Here is a 647-nt window from a genome sequence, read left to right as displayed (position 1 = left end):
GGCCGCACCGGGTCACGCCTGCCGGTCATCGCGGCGGTCGGTGTCGGAATCGCCGTCCTCGGCGTCGGCGCGGGCGCCCTGATCGGCAGCGGGGGCGACGACGACGGCGGGGGCAACGAGACGGCGGCCGCGAGCGCGCCCGCCACCCAGGAGGCGTCCCCCTCGCCGTCCGTCGACCCCGCCCGTGAGCAGGCCGTCGAGCTGGACAAGCTGCTGGCCGTCAGCGGCGACAGCCGGACCACCGTGATCAACGCGGTGGCCGATGTGAAGGCCTGCCGCGACCTGGGCCGGGCCGCCAAGGACCTGAGGGAGGCGGCCGGGCAGCGCAGCAAGCTGGTGACCGACCTCGCCGGCCTGTCGGTGGACAAGCTGCCCAACCAGCAGGCGCTGACCGCCGCGCTCACCAAGGCCTGGCAGGCATCGGCCTCGGCCGACAACCACTACGCGGCCTGGGCCGACCAGGCCGGCGGCAAGAAGGGCTGCAAGAAGGGCCAGGCCCAGACGACCAAGCAGACCGAGGCCGGCAACCGGGACAGCGGCACCGCGACCGCAGAGAAGGGCAAGGCGGCCGGTCTCTGGAACGAGATCGCCAAGCAGTACGGCCTGACCGAACGCCAGCCGACCCAACTCTGACCGGACGCCGGACG

The 647-nt window shown here is 73.9% G+C and carries 1 pseudogene; it reads left to right on the top strand.

From position 1 onward, the window contains the following. Positions 1-633: pseudogene (locus tag B9S61_RS00660) on the top strand (hypothetical protein); the annotation flags it as partial. Positions 634-647: the final 14 nt, after the last annotated feature.

The sequence above is a fragment of the Streptomyces sp. SM1 genome (genome assembly GCF_002910825.1).
GTDB lineage: Bacteria > Actinomycetota > Actinomycetes > Streptomycetales > Streptomycetaceae > Streptomyces > Streptomyces okerensis.
Note: the sequence above shows the minus strand (reverse complement) of the source record. Positions and strands in the feature narration are given on the sequence as shown.